11 protein-coding genes are annotated in these 15,459 nt (G+C 59.6%); 3 read left to right on the top strand and 8 right to left on the bottom strand.

Translation table 11 applies throughout. The annotated features are described in order from the left end of the window. Positions 1-37: 37 nt before the first annotated feature. Both dnaE and GWR55_RS04310 read right to left on the bottom strand, forming a co-directional pair. Complete coding sequence (gene dnaE / locus GWR55_RS04315) at positions 38-3,574, bottom strand: DNA polymerase III subunit alpha (protein WP_162401159.1); 3,537 nt, start codon at positions 3,572-3,574, stop codon at positions 38-40. A 74-nt stretch (positions 3,575-3,648) separates the two neighbouring features. Further along, positions 3,649-4,683: a M20/M25/M40 family metallo-hydrolase gene (locus tag GWR55_RS04310; RefSeq protein ID WP_162401158.1), complete on the bottom strand. Its 1,035-nt coding sequence runs from the start codon at positions 4,681-4,683 to the stop codon at positions 3,649-3,651. An 85-nt stretch (positions 4,684-4,768) separates the two neighbouring features. Here GWR55_RS04310 and GWR55_RS04305 point away from each other — a divergent pair, with 85 nt between their 5' ends. After that, entirely contained in the window at positions 4,769-5,497 is a 729-nt protein-coding gene (locus tag GWR55_RS04305; protein WP_162401157.1) for an alpha/beta hydrolase, read from the top strand. Here GWR55_RS04305 and GWR55_RS04300 read toward each other — a convergent pair. Then, positions 5,457-6,323 carry an alpha/beta fold hydrolase gene (locus GWR55_RS04300; protein ID WP_238398638.1) on the bottom strand — a complete coding sequence of 289 codons (867 nt, stop codon included), beginning with the start codon at positions 6,321-6,323 and terminating at the stop codon, positions 5,457-5,459. The genes GWR55_RS04305 and GWR55_RS04300 overlap by 41 nt on opposite strands. 231 nt (positions 6,324-6,554) lie before the next feature. On the opposite strand from GWR55_RS04300, the gene GWR55_RS04295 reads away from it, so the two are divergent. Continuing rightward, entirely contained in the window at positions 6,555-9,527 is a 2,973-nt protein-coding gene (locus GWR55_RS04295; RefSeq protein WP_162401156.1) for an ATP-binding protein, read from the top strand. Continuing rightward, a complete protein-coding gene (locus GWR55_RS04290) occupies positions 9,520-10,968 on the top strand; it encodes a sigma-54 dependent transcriptional regulator (protein WP_162401155.1) in 1,449 nt (482 codons plus the stop codon). Before GWR55_RS04295 ends, GWR55_RS04290 begins: the two co-directional genes overlap by 8 nt. 44 nt (positions 10,969-11,012) lie before the next feature. On the opposite strand, the gene GWR55_RS04285 is transcribed toward GWR55_RS04290, so the two are convergent. Genes GWR55_RS04285 through hpnH form a run of 5 tightly spaced genes read right to left on the bottom strand, consistent with a single transcriptional unit; the run spans position 11,013 to position 15,457 of the window. Then, positions 11,013-12,107: a zinc-dependent dehydrogenase gene (locus tag GWR55_RS04285; RefSeq protein WP_162401154.1), complete on the bottom strand. Its 1,095-nt coding sequence runs from the start codon at positions 12,105-12,107 to the stop codon at positions 11,013-11,015. Between the two features lie 7 nt (positions 12,108-12,114). Then, the gene (locus GWR55_RS04280) at positions 12,115-12,816 is read right to left on the bottom strand and encodes a nucleoside phosphorylase (RefSeq protein WP_162401153.1); all 702 of its coding nucleotides are present in this window, start codon (positions 12,814-12,816) and stop codon (positions 12,115-12,117) included. Further along, positions 12,813-13,823, bottom strand: a complete 1,011-nt coding sequence (hpnA, locus tag GWR55_RS04275) for a hopanoid-associated sugar epimerase (protein ID WP_162401152.1) — start codon at positions 13,821-13,823, stop codon at positions 12,813-12,815. Before hpnA ends, GWR55_RS04280 begins: the two co-directional genes overlap by 4 nt. Before the next feature lie 47 nt (positions 13,824-13,870). Then, complete coding sequence (locus GWR55_RS04270) at positions 13,871-14,317, bottom strand: hypothetical protein (protein WP_162401151.1); 447 nt, start codon at positions 14,315-14,317, stop codon at positions 13,871-13,873. 6 nt (positions 14,318-14,323) lie between these two features. Then, positions 14,324-15,457 carry an adenosyl-hopene transferase HpnH gene (gene hpnH, locus GWR55_RS04265; protein ID WP_162401150.1) on the bottom strand — a complete coding sequence of 378 codons (1,134 nt, stop codon included), beginning with the start codon at positions 15,455-15,457 and terminating at the stop codon, positions 14,324-14,326. Positions 15,458-15,459: the final 2 nt, after the last annotated feature.

Here is a 15,459-nt window from a genome sequence, read left to right as displayed (position 1 = left end):
TTTGCATACGCGAGCAGCTCTTCGGATTGCCATTGAGCTATTCGATAACCCGCACGCCGCCCTGGCCGACCAGTTCTTCGACGCGGTCAATAAAAAGACGATCGGCGGCGACGGAGACACCGTTGGGCTCCAGCACAGCACAGAATTCGCCTGGCTCTTCAAGGTCCAGCAGGAGCTTGCCCTTGCCGGGAGCGGTCATCAGGATCTCGTGCAGCTTCTCAAGCAAGGCGCCGTCAGGATGATGCAGTGGCACCTTGATGCGGAGCGCCTCAGGGAGCTTGATCTTTACATCCTCAAGCGCCTGGATGTTTGAGATGGCCAGCTTGGGAGCGGAGTCCTCTTCGCCGCGCAGGACGCCGCGAACGAGAACCGGAACCTCGATCTTCAGCTTCTCGGCCAGCTTCTCGTAAGACTGGGGGAATGCGATCAGTTCAATCTTGCCGGTCGTGTCTTCAAGTGTGGCCTGGGCATAAAGCTCCCCCGAACGTTTGGACTTCGCCACCTTGAGCCCGGTGATAACGCCCGGGATCTGAATCTCGTTCTGCGGCTGCTCATCACGTCCGCGGCGGAAGACCTGCGGCTCGGGTTTCATCTCGACGGCCGCAGCCGTGGTGACGACCTTCATATTCCGTAGCTTCTCGCGGTACTTGTCCATCGGGTGGCCGGAGACAAAGAAACCGAGAACTTCCTTCTCGCACTGAAGACGCGTGTGCTCGTCCCACTCGGGAACGCTGGGAAGTTTGTCGTGGCTTGATCCACCTGCAGGTCCGCCCGCATCGAAGATGCCGAAGAGTCCGTGCTGACCGGCGGCAGCATCACGCTGGGCCTTCTGCGCGCTCTCCATCGCTGAATCGAGGGCAGCAGTCATCTGGGCGCGATTGCCGAAGGCATCCATCGCACCTGCCTTGATGAGTGATTCAAGCACGCGCTTATTGAGGCGGCTCAGATCCACCTTCTCGCAGAATTCGTAGAGTGAAGCGAAGCCCTGTTTTCCCTCCTGCTTTAAAGCAGTGCGCGCTTCGATGATGGAAAGGATGGCGTTGTGACCGACGTTCTTGATGGCGGCGAGACCGAAGCCAATGGCCTTGCCGCTGTCGGTGATGATTGGGGTGAAGTTCGCATCGGAGAATTGGACGTTGGGCGGCACGACCGGGATGTTCATCTCGCGGCACTCGCCGATGTACTTGACGACGTTCTCGGGCTTCGAGGTTTCGCTGGTCAGCAGCGCGGCCATGAACTCGACCGGGTAGTGGGTCTTGAGCCACGCCGTGTGATACGCCAGCAGAGCGTAGGCCGCCGAGTGCGACTTGTTGAAGCCATATCCGGCGAACTGCTCCATCAGGTCGAAGAGCTGGCCAGCCTTGTTCTTGTCGAATTTCAGCTGGGCAGCACCGGCCATGAAGGTGTCGCGCTGCTTGGCCATCTCCTCAGGGTTCTTCTTACCCATGGCTCGACGCAGGAGGTCGGCGCCGCCGAGCGAATAGCCGCCGATGGCGGAGCTAATCTGCATGACCTGCTCCTGGTAGACGATGACGCCTAGCGTCTCCCTGAGGATGGGCTCGAGCTCCGGGAACATGTACTCGACCGCGCGGCGGCCCCACTTGCGCTCGATAAAGTCGTCGATCATGCCGCCCTGGATCGGACCGGGACGGTAGAGCGCGTTGAGTGCGGTGAGGTCTTCGACCGTGGTGGGCTTGTAGCGGCGCAGAACGTCGCGCATACCGCCGGATTCAAACTGGAAGACCCCGGAGGTTAAAGCCTTATGGAAGACCTGCTCGTAGGTCTTCGCATCATCAAGCGGGATCTTCGCCATGTCGATCACCTCACCGGTCGTCTGCTTGATCAGCTTCAAGCAGTCGTCGATGACGGTGAGAGTCGTCAGGCCGAGGAAGTCCATCTTGAGAAGGCCCATCTTCTCGACGGCCTTCATATCGTAGGCGGTGACGGTAGCCTCGTCCTTGGTGCGGGTGACCGGAACAAGCTCGGTAAGCGGCTTAGGCGCGATCACGACACCAGCGGCGTGGACTCCGGCTCCGCGAACCAGGCCTTCAAGGCGCATCGCCGTATCGATCAGCTCCTTGACCTTGGGATCGCCGTCGTACGCCGTGGCCAGAGGGCCATTGTCTTTCAGCGCAGCATCGATGGTGATCCCGATGGTTGCGGGAATCATCTTGGCGATGCGGTCCACCTCGCCGTAGGGCATCTCGAGGGCACGGCCTACGTCCTTGATGGCCGCTTTGGCGGCCATGGTATTGAAGGTAATGATCTGCGCGACCTGGTCGATGCCGTACTTGCGCTTGACGTACTCGATGACCTCGCCGCGGCGGTTCATGCAGAAGTCGATATCGATATCAGGCATGGACACGCGCTCGGGATTCAGGAAGCGCTCAAAGAGCAGCTCGTTCTGGAGCGGGTCGATGTCGGTGATCTCCATGACATAGGCAACCAGAGAACCGGCAGCGGAGCCACGGCCCGGGCCGACGGGAATTCCCTGTTCCTTGGCGTAGCGGATGAAGTCCCATACGATCATGAAGTAGCCGGGGAACTTCATCTGCTTGATGCAGTCCAGCTCGCGGTTCAGACGCTCTTCGTAATCGGCGATGGTCTTCTTGAGCAGGCCAATGGAGCGGAGATGGGCGACGTCGGTCTCAAGGCGCTTCTTTAGGCCTTCGCGGCACACGGCTTCGAAGTAGCTGTCGAGGTCGTAGCCTTCGGGCAACGGAAAGTCCGGAAAGGGATTGTCGACCTTGCTGAGCTTGAGGTTGCAGCGGTCGACGAACTGCATCGTCCGCGTGCAGACATCAGGATTGTCGGCGAAGAGACGATGCATCTCTTCGGCCGACTTGATGTAAAACTCCTGGGTGTCGAACTTGAACCGATTGGGATCGTTCATCGAGCCCGCAGTCTGGACGCAGAGCAGGATCTCGTGGGCGCGGGAGTCATCGTCGGCGACGTAGTGCGAGTCGTTGGTGGCGATCAGCGGGATGCCCAGCTCTTTCTCCATGCGGTAGAGAGCTTCACGAACGGGCTTGTCCGGCTCCAGGCCGTGGTCCTGCACCTCAAGGAAGAAGTTTTCCTTCCCGAACATATCCTGGAACATGCCGGCGGTCTTCTTGGCCTCCTCGTACTTGTTGGCCATCAGGTGCTGATTGAGCTCACCGGCAAGACAGCCGGAAAAAGCAATGAGACCTTTGGTGTGCTTCGAAAGAAATTCCTTGGAGACGCGGGGCTTGCGGTAGAAGCCGTGCAGCGCGGCTTCGCTGGTGAGGCGGACGAGGTTGCGGTAGCCCTCTTCGTTTTCGGCAAGAACTAGAAAGTGGTTGTAGCCGCCGGACATCTCGCGGTGGTCCGCGGTCTCGGACAAATATAGCTCGCACCCGAGGATGGGCTTGATGTCCTTCTTCTTCATGGCGTCGAAGAAGTGGACCGCGCCATAGATATTGCCGTGATCCGTCATGGCGGCGGCCTTCTGGCCGATCTTGCTCAGGTGGCTGGCAAGCTTGTCGACATCGCAGGCGCCGTCGAGCAGGGAGTAATCAGTGTGGAGATGAAGGTGCGTAAACTCGGCGGCCATGACTCTATGTTAAGCCCGCGACCAGTGAGGAAAACGCGTCCCTAATTCCCTGCTGAATCTCGCCTGATTCCCTGTTAGCCTGCCAGACCGGTAGCAAGGTCGTAGTACAGGTCCACCGCCTCCAGCAGCTCCTTCTTGGCGATCTTCTCGTCTGGCGTATGCGCCACGAGAATCGACCCCGGCCCCAGAAGAAACGGTTCGCCCCATGCCGTGAGCGATGGAATATCGGTCGTAAACTTTGCCACCATCGTCGGAAGATCACCCACCTTACGCATCCGCACGAACGGCAGATCGAGCGAGAAGGTCACATCGGCACGGTCCCCTACGGTCTGCAGGATGTTCTGGCGGATCTCCCCCGACGGACCGACCAGCCGGATGAGGATGTGGGCCTCCGCCTTGTCGGAGATGACGTTGGGGGCGCGTCCGCCTTCGACGAGTCCGATGTTGAGGGTCGATGGGCCGATCTCGGGCTCGACCGGCAGCGGCATGGCGAGGACGTCGTGCAGGGCTTCTACAAGCTTGTTGATGGCCGATTCGCCCAGCTCCGGATAGGCCGAGTGGGCCATCTTTCCCTTCGCCCGGAGTTCTACGCGCAGGGATCCCTTTGAGGCCAGCGCAAGGCGGTTTTCTGTAGGTTCGCCGTTGATCAGGAACTTCGATCCTTTGGGATGAAGGTTGGCCTCTTTGGCTCCGGCAGAGTCCCGCTCTTCACCCACCACAAACAGCATGCCGACTTTCACTCCTGCATCGCGCAGGCGGTCCGCAGAGGCGATCTGCGCAGCGATGATGCCTTTGGCGTCGCAGGTTCCGCGGCCATAAAGGAACTCGTCGTCTTCTGTGCAGCCAAAGTAAGGAGGGACGGTGTCCATGTGGGTCGAAAGGACCACATCCGGCGTGACGCCGGGCATTGCGGCATAGACGTTGAAGCGATCCCCGTCCCCGGCGCCGGGTGTAAGAATGCGGTCCGGCTGGCTGACCGGCATGCGCTCCACAGCATAACCCTGGACCAGAAGGTACTCGTGCAGAAACGCCCCCGCTCTTCCCTCGTGGTAAGTGGTGGATTCGATATCGACGAGCTGGCGGGTAAGCTGAACGGGATCAACTGGCATATGACTTACAGCATACGATACAGTGATTTCGGGCCCGTTTTTACGAATGACTTCGCTCGCTAAACTTATAAAAGACGGTGCTTTTATGTCTTCTTCTTCCGGATCTGTGATTCGCTCCATTGACGACCTTCGCGGGCCGGCGGGCAAGCTCGAGGCTGTACTGAACACGGGAAGCGGCAATGCTCGTTTCGCGGCGCTCGTATGCCATCCTCACCCGCTGGGCGGCGGGACCATGCACAACAAGGTGGTCTATCACGCGATGAAGGTCTTCTCCGGCCTGGGCCTGCCTGTGCTGCGGTTCAACTTCAGAGGAGTTGGCCTGAGCGAGGGTACACACGATCATGGTCCGGGTGAGCTGAACGACGCTCGGGCGGCGCTGGATTGGCTGGATGCAAATCTTGGCCTTCCGGTGCTAGTCGCGGGATTCTCCTTTGGATCATTTATCAGTCTGCAGCTCGGTTGCGGAGATCCCCTCGTCCATGGTCTCGTGGGCCTGGGAGTTCCCTATCGTGCCGAAGGCCGCAGCTATGCGTATGAGTTTCTTGAACGGTGCCCACAGCCAAAGCTCTTTATCAGCGGCGCTGAAGACCAGTTCGGTCCCAGAGCCCTGATGAATCCTATCCTGAAACATGCCGCCGAACCAAGGGAGATTATCTGGATCGAAGGAGCGGAACATTTCTTTCAGGGAGTGCCCTCCTCACCCGGCGCAAAGCTCGTCCAGATGCAGAAGGCGCTGCGATCCTGGGTCACGCAGACCTTTGATCTGGGGCTGCCTAATGTGGAAGCTGACGCCTCTGGAGCCACTCTCCCATAGCGACATTGCAGGTCTCAGGCATCTCTTCAAAAGGGATATGACCGACCCCGGGAAGCACCATCAGCCGGGACTGGCGCAAGACCCGCTGCAGCCTCTCGGCTGAATTGAGGCCCACGGCCCGGTCGCGATCTCCCCAGATCAGCAGCGTCGGCTTGTCTGCAAGCTTCGAAAGCACTGTCGCCAGCTTACGCATATCAGACGACCATCCCCGCACGATATTCAGAACATGGTCGATGGTCCCCGGAATCCCCAGGCCGTCTACGTATCCATCCAGCGCATCCGCCGGGACGCGCATCGGGTCGCCATACATGCGACCCAGGGCCGTTGCTTTCAGCCTGCGCGGAAGCCAGGGAATCTGGCGCGCAAACCACTTTCCCAGTGACGTCTGGTAGAAGGCGATCAGGTGTCGCCCAAGGTCGCAGTATGGGTTGGCAGGCGCAAAGAGAATCAGGCTGCGAACACGATCGGGATGCCGGATTGCCAGCATCATCGCCACAGCTCCGCCATGAGAGTGGCCAGCGACGTCCGCAGTCTCAAGTCCCAGAGCATCCATGCAGGCCACTACCAGGTCCGCCGTGGTCTCCAGGCTGGAATCGCGCCCGGCGATCCGGTCGGACTCTCCCATATTGAGCATATCGAGCGCATAAACACTCGCATGCCGGGCGAGAGATGCGATGTTTTTCCGCCAGTTTTTCGACGAGCCTACCAGGCCATGCAGAAGAAGAAGAGATCTTCCGGAACCGGCATGCTGATAATGCAGCTGGGCGCCGTCCACACTGACGTATCTTTCCTCAATCTCAGTTGGATCGTGCATCTCCCGCAACATCGTTATCGCTCTCCTTTTCAATGTTACAGGAAGATTAATTTTCAACCTCCGTAAAAGTACTGTGACAGATTGGTGCTCTTGTTTGCCCGAAACCAGAAAATGCTTTGTATCCCTTATTTGCAAAACGGGTTATGATTTTTCATAGAATGTCGGAGATTCGGGCTATCTAAACCCGCGCCGTTGTTGTGCATGGAGTTTGGAATCTCATGTGCTAGCAGTTTTAAGGGGCTAATGAAGGACGCAGCTCAAACGCGAATTCTGGCTGTCGCGCTTGCCATCGCGACGCTGGCTGCCTGCGTGCTGGCCCTGATCAACCTCCAGCGCGAAAACGGCTATGAGATTCCCACCGACGGAGTCAGCTGGACCGAAGTTGCAGGCGGACTGCAGGCCCAATATGTGCCATCGGGTTCTCCTGCAGACCGGGCAGGCATCCGACGGGGTGACGTCCTTACTGGTGTCAACGATCATACGGTCGAGCGCACCGCCGCATTGATGCATCAGCTATTTCGCAGCGGAATCTGGGCTCACGCCACCTATTCCATCCTGCGCCCGCTTCCCCATGCCGCGGACCTGAAGAACGCGGCGAAGCTGGATATACAGGTCATCCTGGTTCCGACGGATCGCTCGATTAATCAGGGCCTGCGCTTTATCGCGCTGGTGTACCTGAGCATCGGCCTCTATGTCCTCTTTCGTCGCTGGACTGCGCCGAAATCGACGCACTTTTACGTCTTCTGCCTAGTGTCGTTTGTTCTGTACTCCTTCAAGTACACGACGGAGCTGGATACCTTTGACTGGATCATCTACTGGGGCAACGTCGCGGCGTGGGCGCTGCAGCCCGCGCTGTTTCTCCACTTCGCCGTCAACTTCTCGGACGACTATAAGGAACCGGCGAACCGTGTGCGGCGCCGTCTTCTTTGCGCGACGCTTTACCTTCCCGGCCTCTTGCTGATCGGACTGCAATCGTGGGCCATCGCCTCCTGGTCTGCCACCGGAGTGCTTCGTCATCGGCTCGACCAGATCTCGGTCGCTTACCTCGCCCTCTACTACGTCATCGCGGCCATTGTCTTCCGTATCCGTTATCGGAAGGCCCAGTCCGCGCTCGAACGGCAGCAACTGAAGTGGCTGACGCGAGGCACGCTACTCGCCATCACGCCGTTTACACTGCTCAATGCCATCCCCTATGTAGCGGATGTTCACGTGCCCAGCCTGCTGACGAAACTTGCGGGCCTCTCTCTGGTCTTTCTTCCGCTTACCTTCAGCTGGGCCATCGTGCGTTATCGCCTGATGGATGTGGATCTGATCTTCAAGCGGGGCGTGACCTATACGCTGGCCACCGGCTCGCTGGTCGGCCTGTACTTCGCGGTGGTCGCTGTGACCGCCGAGATGGTCCACGCGAGGCTGCCGAGCCTGCGGACGTGGGGGCTGCTGCTGGCCATCATCGTGACCGGCCTGATCTTCGATCCGCTCAAGCGGGCCATCCAAGGGCGCGTCGACCGCATGTTCGATCCCAGGCGCTTCGATTACCGTGAGACGCTGGTGGAGTTCGGACGCGGCCTCAATTCCCAGACCGACCTGCGTGCGCTGCTCGACTCTATCGTCGAACAGCTTCCCCAGACCCTGCTGGTCACACGGCTTGCCGTCTTCCTGGCCTCGGAGGCGGAGACCGGTCGCAATACGCGCCGGTTTGAGCTGGCGGCATCGCACGGCCTCACCAACGTGACTTCGGCGGAGATAAAGACGCTCGATCTCAGCTTCCTGGAATTCGATCTTCCCGGCGCCAACAATCACCTCTTCCTTGAAAACCCCCAGCAGGTTCTTCGCCTGCCGGAGATGCAGCAACTTACGGCAGCCCGGCTCGACCTGAACTACTACGTGCCCTGTCGCGTCGCCAATCGCGAAGGACTGGGAACCCGCACCGTTGCGGTCATTGGACTGGGCCGCACCAACGATGGCGATTTCCTCTCGAGTGAAGAGATGGAGGTGCTTGAGTCGCTGGCCGGATACATCGGCATTGCGATTCAGAACGCGCAGCTCTATCGCCGGCTCGAACAGAAGATCACCGACTTCGAGCGCCTCAAAGAGTTCAACGAGAACATCGTCGAATCCATCAATATCGGAATTCTCGCGGTCGACCTCGAAGACCGGGTCGAGAGCTGGAATGCCCAGATGGAGGTGCTCTTCGCACGTCCGCGCGCCAGCGCCCTGCGGCAGCCCATCTCGGAGCTCTTCCCTGCCGACTTTGTGGCGCGATTCAATGCCATTCGCGATGAGCAGGGGACGCACACGCTCTATAAGTTCCGGCTTGCTCTGCCCTCCGGTGAGTCGCGCGTGGCCAACATCGCCATCGCCCCCCTGGTGACCCGCAACTTCGTTACGATTGGCCGCATCATCCTTGTGGACGACATTACCGAACGCATCCAGATGGAGGCGCAGCTCACGCAGTCGGAGAAGCTCTCGTCCATCGGTCTGCTGGCCGCCGGAGTCGCCCATGAAGTTAATACGCCCCTGGCCGTCATCTCCAGCTACGCCCAGATGCTCACCAAGCATATGCGGGACGATGAGCGGCTAGCGCCGGTGCTTGAAAAGATCACGCAGCAGACCTTCCGGGCGTCGGAGATCGTCAACGGTCTGCTGAACTTCTCCCGTACCAGCGGAATCGAGTTCTCAGATGTTGATCTCAACGAACTCCTCGCCGACACGCTCGTTCTTCTGGAACATCAGCTGAAGACCGCGCAGATACGCGTAGAGACCAACTTCGATGCGCAGCTTCCGGGCATTCACGGAAACCGCGGCAAGCTCCAGCAGGTGATCCTGAACCTGATGCTCAACGCCAAGGACGCCATGTTCAGCCGTCCCGGCGCCACGCTTCGGATTGCTACCTTCCATGGCGCCGGCCGCGTGCTGGTCCGTATCCAAGACAGCGGAAGCGGTATCGAGCGCGAGCATCTCAACCGCATCTACGATCCCTTCTTTACCACCAAGACCAAGCCGCAGGAAGGCGGTCACAAAGGCACTGGGCTCGGTCTGGCAGTAACCTATGGAATTATGCAGGAGCACGCCGGAAAGATTCATGTCGAGAGCGAGGTTGGCGTAGGAACCGCGTTCCAGCTGGAGTTCCCTGTATCCGCTGCCCGTGCGCTCCCTCCGACTGCAACCATGCCTGCCTCTCCGGAGGAGCAGGATAGGAAGACGATTCATGCCTGACATCACCACAGACGCGGCCGAGGAGTCCACCTCTCGGCGCGCGGCAGATCATATCGCTGGAAACCCCCGCATCCTCATCATCGACGACGAAGCCGGCATACGTGATTCCCTGGAGACCATGCTGACGCTCGAGGGATTCACCGTCACTCTGGCGATCGACGGCGTCTCCGGAATGGAGCAGCTATCGCGCAATCAGTTCGACCTGCTTCTGCTGGACCTTGCCCTTCCGGGCGAGAGCGGCCTCGACCTTCTGCCACGCATCGTGGAGATGTATCCGACCCTGCCGGTCATCATGATCACCGCCTTCGGCACCATGGGCAACGTCGTCGACGCCATCCGCGCCGGCGCGGAGAACTTCGTTCAGAAGCCGTGGGACAACGAGAAGCTGCTTGCCGACATTCGCACGGCCATTGCCCGTCATCGCGCGGAAGAAGAGGTCGTTCAGCTTAAACGGACCCTCAAGCAGCGCTACAACTTCGAGAACATCGTCGGCAAGAGCGAGCCGATGCTCAAGCTCTTCGACCTCGTCTCCCAGGTCGCGCCCAGTCGTTCCACAGTGCTGATTCAGGGAGAGAGCGGCACCGGCAAGGAATTGATCGCGAAGGCCATTCACGCCAACTCTCCCCGCCGCGACCACCCCTTCGTCCCTGTCAATACGGGAGCCGTTCCCTCGGAGCTGCTCGAATCGACCCTTTTCGGTCACGTCAAGGGAGCCTTCACCTCGGCAATCGCAGCCAAGAAAGGCCTCTTCGAAGTCGCCAACAGCGGCACGCTTTTCCTCGACGAGATCGGCACGATGACCATGGATATGCAGGCCAAGATTCTCCGCGTCCTGCAGGACCGCCGCTTCATGCAGCTCGGCGGAACCCAGGAGATTCAGGTTGACGTGCGCATCATCGCCGCCACCAACGTCAACCTGCAGGATGCAGTGCGCGCAGGCCGCTTCCGCGAAGACCTCTTCTATCGGCTGAATGTCATCACGCTCGAGCTTCCGCCCCTGCGGTCGCGCCGCGAGGACGTTCCTCTTCTCGCTGGCCACTTCCTCCGCCTCTATTCGAACGAGAACGGCATGGAAGAGCGCACGCTCTCCCCCGAAGCCATGCGCATCCTGATGGACTACGAATGGCCCGGCAACGTGCGCGAGCTTGAGAACGCTATGGAGCGCGGCGTCGTTCTCTCCACGGGCAAGATCATTCAGCCGGAGCTGCTGCCCCAGCAGCTTACGGGAAATACCTACTCGGCTACTCTGCTAGAGCAGCAGCCGAACGCCTCCCTCTTCGACCTGATGGAGGAGATCGAGCGCCGCATCATTACCGACCGCCTCGAACGCTGCCACTGGAACCAGACCGAGGCAGCGGAGTACTTCCGCATTCCGCTCTCCACGCTGAACCAGAAGATCAAGCGCCTGAACGTCGAGATCAAAAAGCGCAATCGCGAATAGACGATCGCCGTTCAGATCAGATAAACATCGCCAGGTTATCCGCTCTAAAGTCCGGGCTGAATGACGATCTTCATGGAATCCGGCTGCGGATGAGACGCCAGTTCGATCGCCGCAACCGCATCTTCAAGCGAAAAACGGTGCGAGATCAGTTGCGTCAGATCGAAGCCTTTGCGAGGCCCTTCCAGCACCAACTTCGATACCTCATCCTGAATCGCTACCGACGCACTGTACGACCCCATCAGTGTCTTCTCGTCCATACAGACCGCTGCGGGATCGAACGGCGCCTTGCCGTGCTGGGTTGCAGCAAACAGCATCACCCGGCCGCCGGGGCGAATCGCATCCATCGCGACTTGGATCAGGGCATTGCCCCCGACAGCCAACAGGGCAACATCGGCCCCTCTGCCGGCGGTCGCATCCTTCGTTTCGGCAACAATATCCTGCCGTGCGTTCAGCGGCTTGTTCAATCCGAACTTCGCCGCAACATCATGGCGCTCCGGATAGAGGTCGCTGGTCAGCACAGTCGCTCCAGTCCTGTGCGCCAGTGCAGCCAGCAGAATTCCGATCGGCCCCTGTCCGATGACCAGCACCGTATCATCCTGCTGCAGCTTGAGCATGTCGATGGCCTTATAGCAGGTGTTGGTCGGCTCGATAAATGCGGCCTGCTCGAAGGAGACCTCTTCCGGAATCTTCACCAGTCCGCGCCGCACAATCCAGTCCATCACCCGGATGTACTCTGCAAAGCCGCCACCCGCGGGCTCAAAACCAGCGGTGCAGCCTACCTTCTTGTAGGTCTCGCACTGCGCGAAGGTGTGCTTGCGGCAATAGAAACACTCACCACAGGGAATGTGGTGATACGCCATCACGCGATCACCGACGGCGAAGCCTTGCACGCCCTCGCCTACCGCGGCGATTGTTCCCGCCATCTCGTGTCCGAAGACGCGCGGAGCCGAGTGGGACCCGGTGTGAATCTTCTTGAGGTCTGTCCCGCAGATCCCGCAGGTGTGAATCTTCACCAGCACCTCGCCGGGCCCGATCTGCGGCACTGGGATCGTTTCCACACGAACATCGTTGACTCCGCGATACACTGCCGCGCGCATCGTCGCGGGAACTGTCGCCTGCTCATTGCTCACTGATTCCATTCTCCGTTCAAGGGGTGTTCCCCTTCGTCTGTTCTTCCAGAAATCGGTTGACGCTCTCTGCAAGCGCGCGCGCGGCCACAGAGCTATTGCGCCCAAGCTCCATCAGTGCCCCCCAGTAACGCGGACGCACCGCCGCATGCGCGACAAACAACGTCATCTGCATCTGCCCCTGCGTGTCGATAAAGCGATTCAGATCGGGCAGCTCCGCCTGCGATGAATCCGAGACCGCCTTGAAACAGTAGAACGGCACACGCCGCATCTCCGCCAGACGCGCCACGGTTACGGCTTCCATGTCTACCAGGCCAGCCCTGTAGCTCTCGTGCAGCCGCTGCTTCTCTGCCGCATCGGCAACCTGGGGAGTCGTCGCCAGACGAATCGTGCTGTCCCCCGCCGCCGAAGCGAACCGCTCCCCGGTCTGCACATCGATCACCTCGCCGGGTGCGTAGCACGTCCCTGTCCGCATCTGCGGCGTCAGAGCTCCGGCCCATCCGACGGAGAGCACCATGTCCAATACACCCAAAAATTCGGCAGCGGTAAATGCCCGCAGCGCAGCGTTCGCTCCCATGCCTCCGCTCACGGCGATCAGCTCATCGCCGCGGCGCAGCGTCTTCCATACCGAGAGCCCCTTCACGCCGGAGTTCTGTGGCTCCCAGCCTCGAACCAGCGGCTTCAACTCGCCTGGCAGGGCGGCGATGATCCCAATTCTCATGGGGTCTGCCCCTGAGGTGCAGACGCATAACCATGCGTCACAAACCAGTCAATCGCGGAACGCAGCGCGTGGTAGATGGGCACATGCTTGAAGCCGAGCTCGCGCTCCGCTCTGGAGGAGGAGGCAAACATCATCTTCTTGCCCATGCGGACGGCCTCTACCGTTGCACGAGGCTCCTTCTTTAGGAGCTTGCCGGTGAACGTTTCGTCGAAGAACGCAAACGCCATCGCCACCGCGTGAGGAACCTTCATGCTTGGCGACGGCAGTCCGGTGATTGCCGACATGCGATCGAGAATCTGCTTCAGCGTAAGATTTTCGCCGCCCAGGATATAGCGCTCGCCCGGTCGCCCATGGTCAAGAGCTACAAAGTGCATCCTCGCGACCTCGCTGACGTCGACCAGGTTCAGACCAGTCTCTACGTATGCAGGAAATTTGCGGTTCAGAAAGTCGACGATGATCCTGCCGGTCGGCGTAGGTTTGGCATCACCCGGTCCGATGGGAGTCGTAGGGTTCAGGATCATCACGTGCTGCCCCGCTCTGGCGGCCTTGATGGCTTCCTGCTCTCCCAGGAACTTCGAGCGCTTGTAGTGGCCGATCATGTCGGCCAGCGCGACAGGAGTATCCTCATCCACGACGGAACCATCCGACTTGAATCCCATCGTCGCTACGCTCGATGTGTAGATGACACGGCTAACCCCGGCCTCCCGCGCAATGCGCAACAGGTCTCTCGTGCCATCGACGTTAGCCGCATACATCTCACGTGGATCGCGAACCCAGAGCCTGTAATCGGCGGCGACATGCACCAGCGCATCGCATCCTGCAATTGCGCTGCGCAGCCCCTCCGGCTGTCGCAGATCGCCGGTCACAATCTCGGCGTCGAGGCCTTCGATTGCACTCAGGTTGCTGGTCTTGCGGGTCAGCAGACGCAGCTTTGCACCCTCGGCCGCGTACCTCTGAGCCACGTGGGACCCTACAAAGCCTGTCGCTCCGGTGATGAATGCACGCACGTCTTGTTTCCCCAGGGATTCGGGAGCCCAGCGAAGAAGGAGTTGCCTTAGTCCAGCTTCTCCGGCTCAATCTGGATGTTCTTCTCGCCGGCGGCCTTTTTCTCCCAGTACTTCTTCACCCAGGCCTCGAAGGTCTTACCCGCCGCCGCGTCCCTTCCGCTAAACGCCAGTGCGGCAATATCGGAGTAGGCCACGTTCACCTTGGTACGGTCGTTCGTCGGGAGAACGCGTGCAAAAGAATCTTTCAGCGAACTTCCGGAGCGGCGATCGAAGAGATAACCCTCCACCTTCGCGCCGTCCTTAAGAGTGATGGTGATATCGCCGCGATAATCGAAGGCCTTCTCCAGCGCCTCACGAATTTCAGTATCGGTTGCGAGACTCGGGATCCATCCCTCGAGATTTTCTTTTTCGCGGCCCGCAATGGTCTCAATCTCATCGGCGCTGTGCTGGCGCAACTGCTCAATCTTCAAGTGTTCCTGTTGCTCTGTCGCCATGGTTCCTTAGTCTCCCGAGACCGTCTGAAGCTCGTTGTCCGATGCACTGCTCTGAATCTGCACCAGAGGAGTTGCGTGCTCCGGCTTCCATTCGTTGAGCAGCTTCTGGGCATCCGGATCAGGATACGTGGAGGGGAACATATACTTCGACGCAGTCACCAGGAATCCTTTGAGCGAGCTAAAGTTGTAGTCGACCGCGCTTGCCTCGTGTCCTGAATGCACCATGCAGTTTGCGCAACGTGGATTGCCGCTCTTCGCTCCGTAGTTCTCCCACTCGGTCGTCTCCATCAACTCCTGGAACGTATCGGCATAGCCGTCCTGCAGGAGATAGCAGGGCTTCTGCCAGCCGAAGATCGAGAAGGTGGGCATGCCCCAAGGTGTGCACTCGAAGTTGCGCTTGCCCATCAGGAACTCGGAGAAGAGAGGATGGGTGTTGAACTGCCAGGTCTTCTTCCGATTGGACAGAATCGCCCGGAAGAGTCGCCGCGACTTCGCCTTGCCCAGGAAGTGGTTCTGGTCGGGAGCTTTGTCGTAGGTGTAACCCGGCGAGACCATCATGCTCTCCACACCGGCAGCCATCAACTGATCGAAGTGGCGGCGCACGCTGTTCGGGTCGGCGCCATCGAAGAGCGTCGTATTGGTCGTCACGCGGAAGCCTGCGGCAACAGCGGCGCGGATGCCCTCCATGGCGATGTCATATCCGCCCTCACGGCAGACGGAAAAGTCGTGATGCTCACGCTCGCCATCCACGTGGACAGAGAAAGAGAGGTACTTCGAAGGCTTGAAGAGATGAAGCTTTTCTTTAAGAAGCAGCGCGTTCGTGCACATATAGACGTACTTATTACGCGCAACCAATCCGGCTACGATCTCCGGCATCTTCGGATGCAGCAGAGGCTCCCCGCCCGGGATCGATACCATCGGTGCGCCGCACTCTTCCACCGCGCGGAAGCATTCTTCCGGGGAGAGATCGGACTTGAGGATGTGGGCGGGATACTGAATCTTCCCGCAACCCGCGCATGCAAGGTTGCAGCGGAAGAGAGGTTCGAGCATCAGGACCAGGGGATACCGTTTTCGTCCCTTGATCTTCTGCTTCAGCACATACGATGCGACCGTCCAGGCCTGTGAAACCGGTACTGCCATTC

The organism is Edaphobacter sp. 12200R-103 (assembly GCF_010093025.1).
GTDB lineage: Bacteria > Acidobacteriota > Terriglobia > Terriglobales > Acidobacteriaceae > Edaphobacter.
Note: the sequence above shows the minus strand (reverse complement) of the source record. Positions and strands in the feature narration are given on the sequence as shown.